At 70.8% G+C, this 2,356-nt stretch carries 1 protein-coding gene; it reads right to left on the reverse strand.

What is annotated here, in order from left to right:
* Positions 1-2,356: beta strand repeat-containing protein (locus VBO01S_RS32960; protein WP_169805117.1), on the reverse strand; the 2,356-nt coding region annotated here is incomplete at both ends.

Below are 2,356 nucleotides of genomic sequence, written 5' to 3' on the forward strand. Positions count from 1 at the left end.
ACCAGCGTGTTGCTGGCCTGGCCGTTGGTGCCGCTCAGCGTGTTGGCCGTGGCGCCGGCATCGGCGGTACATGACAGCACGGTGGTGTAGTTGGCCAGTGTGCCCGGCGACATCGTCTCGGCCGGGAAGGTGAGCGTGTCACCCGCGGCCACCGACACCGCGGTGCCGCTGGTGCCCGCCGTCGGCGCCGTCGCCGTGAACGCGGCGGTGTTGCTCGCGCCGCCCGTGGTCGCGCCGATGCTCGCCACGTTGCCGGTGGTGCTGCCGGCGCTCCAGGCCTTGGCCAGTTGCAGCGTCGCGGTCCTGCGCGTGTTGGTGTAGGCGCAGTTCACCGCGCTGTCCGACGGCATGGTGAAGGTGCGGCTCAGGCCGCTGCCGCTCACCGTCACCGCGCTGCCGTCCGACACCTTGGTACAGGCCAGCGTCGTGGTGTAGTTGGCGGCATTGCCGGTGGTGAAGGCCTCGGCCAGCGTCACCGTGGCGCCGCTCGCCGCGGTGGCCGTGGCGTTGGTGGTGGTGGCCGGCGCGGTGGACGTGCCGGCGGTCGCGCCCGTCACTTCGGCGGCGTTGCCGCTGACCGTCAGGTTGACCTTGTCGCCGGCGATGGCGCCGCTCCAGCTCTTGGACAAGGTCACTGCCGCCGTCTTGCGCGTGTTGGCGTAGGTACAGACGATGGCCGTGTCGGCCGCGCCCACCGTCAGCGTGTTGCCCGACAGGCCGCTGGTGCCGGTGCAGCTCAGCGCGCTGGTGTAGTTGGCGGCGCTGCCGGTGGTGAAGCTCTCGGCCAGCGTGATGACGCTGCCCACGGGCACGGCCTGCGCGGTGCCGGTGTCGGTCTCGGCGGCCGTGTTGGCCACCGAGGCCAACGTGGTCAGGCCCGTGCCGGTGACGCTCACCGCGTCGTTGACGATCGCGCCCGACCAGGTCTTGGCCAGCGTGACGGTCGCCGTCTTCGCGGTGTTGGTGATCTCGCAAATGATCGGCAGGCCCGCGTCGGCGTTGCCCAGGGTCAGCAGGTTGCCGCTGAGCGAACCGCCGCCGGTGCAGCTCCAGGCGCTGGCGGTGTACGAGCCGGCGTTGGTGCCGAAGGGCGTCTCCGACAGCGTCACGGTGTCGCCCACCGCCACGCGCTGCGCGCCGCCGGTGTCGGTCTCGTTGGGCGTGTTGGCCGTGGCCTGCAGGTTGAAGGCGTAGCCGATGTTGTGGTTCGGGTGCACCGTGCCCGAGGCGGTCAGCGTGAAGGCGTCGTTGACCAGCGCGTTGACCCACTTCTTGCGCAGCTGCACCGTCGGCGCCTTGGCGTTGGTGACGGTACAGACGATGTTCGAGCCCGCCACCGTCGCCGCGGCGTTCAGCGTGAACTGGTTCGTGTTCTGCGCGGTGCCGCGCGTCACCGTGCCGCCGCTGCCCATGCCGGTGCAGGTGACGTCGGTGATCACGTAGTCGGGCACGCCCGTGGCCGGCGTGTAGGTTTCGGTGAAGGTGGTCGCCGTGCCCGTCGCGGTCAGCGTCTGCACCGGCCCGTTGACGGCCGTGCCGGCCACGGTGGTGGTGATGGTGTGCGCGGCCACGCCGTTGGTGCCCGTGAAGTCGAAGCCGGCCACGCCGCCGAGCGAACGCTTGGCGAGGGTCAGGGTCGCGGGCTTGCCGGTGTTGGTGTAGGTACAGACGATGGCCTTGCCCGCGTCGGTCGCGCCGATCAGCAGCGTGTTGCTGTTCTGGCCGTTGGTTCCACTCAGCGCGTTGGCCGTGGCGCCACCCCCTGCCGTACACGACAGCACCGTGTTGTAGCTCGCGAGCGAACCCGTGGGCATCGTCTCGGCGGGCAGCGTGATGGTGTTGCCTGCCACCACGTTCACCGTGCTGCTGTTGCCCGCCGTGGGCGCGGTCGCCGTGAACGCCGTGGTGTTGCTCGCGCCGCCCGTGCTCGCGCCGATGCTCGCGACGTTGCCGCTGATGGCGCCGGCGCCCCAGGATTTGGTCAGTTGCAGCGTGGCCGTCTTCGGCGTGTTGGTGTAGGTACACAGGATCGCCTTGCCCGCATCGGCCGGGCCGATCAGCAAGGTGTTGGTGGCCTGCCCGTTGGTGCCGCTGAGCGCGTTGGCCGTAGCGCCGCCGCCGGCCGTACAGGCCAGCACCGTGTTGTAGTTCGCCAGCGTGCCCGTGGGCATCGTTTCCGCGGGGAAGGTGATGGTGTTGCCGGCGACCACGGTCACGGCCGCGCCGCTGTTGGCGCCCGTGGGCGCCGTCGCCGTGAAGGCGGCGGTGTTGTTCGCGCCGCCCGTGCTCGCGCCCAGGCTCGCCACGTTGCCGGCGATGCTGTTCGCGCCCCAGGCCTTGGCGATCTGCAGCGTCG

Source organism: Variovorax boronicumulans NBRC 103145 (genome assembly GCF_001591345.1).
GTDB lineage: Bacteria > Pseudomonadota > Gammaproteobacteria > Burkholderiales > Burkholderiaceae_C > Variovorax > Variovorax boronicumulans.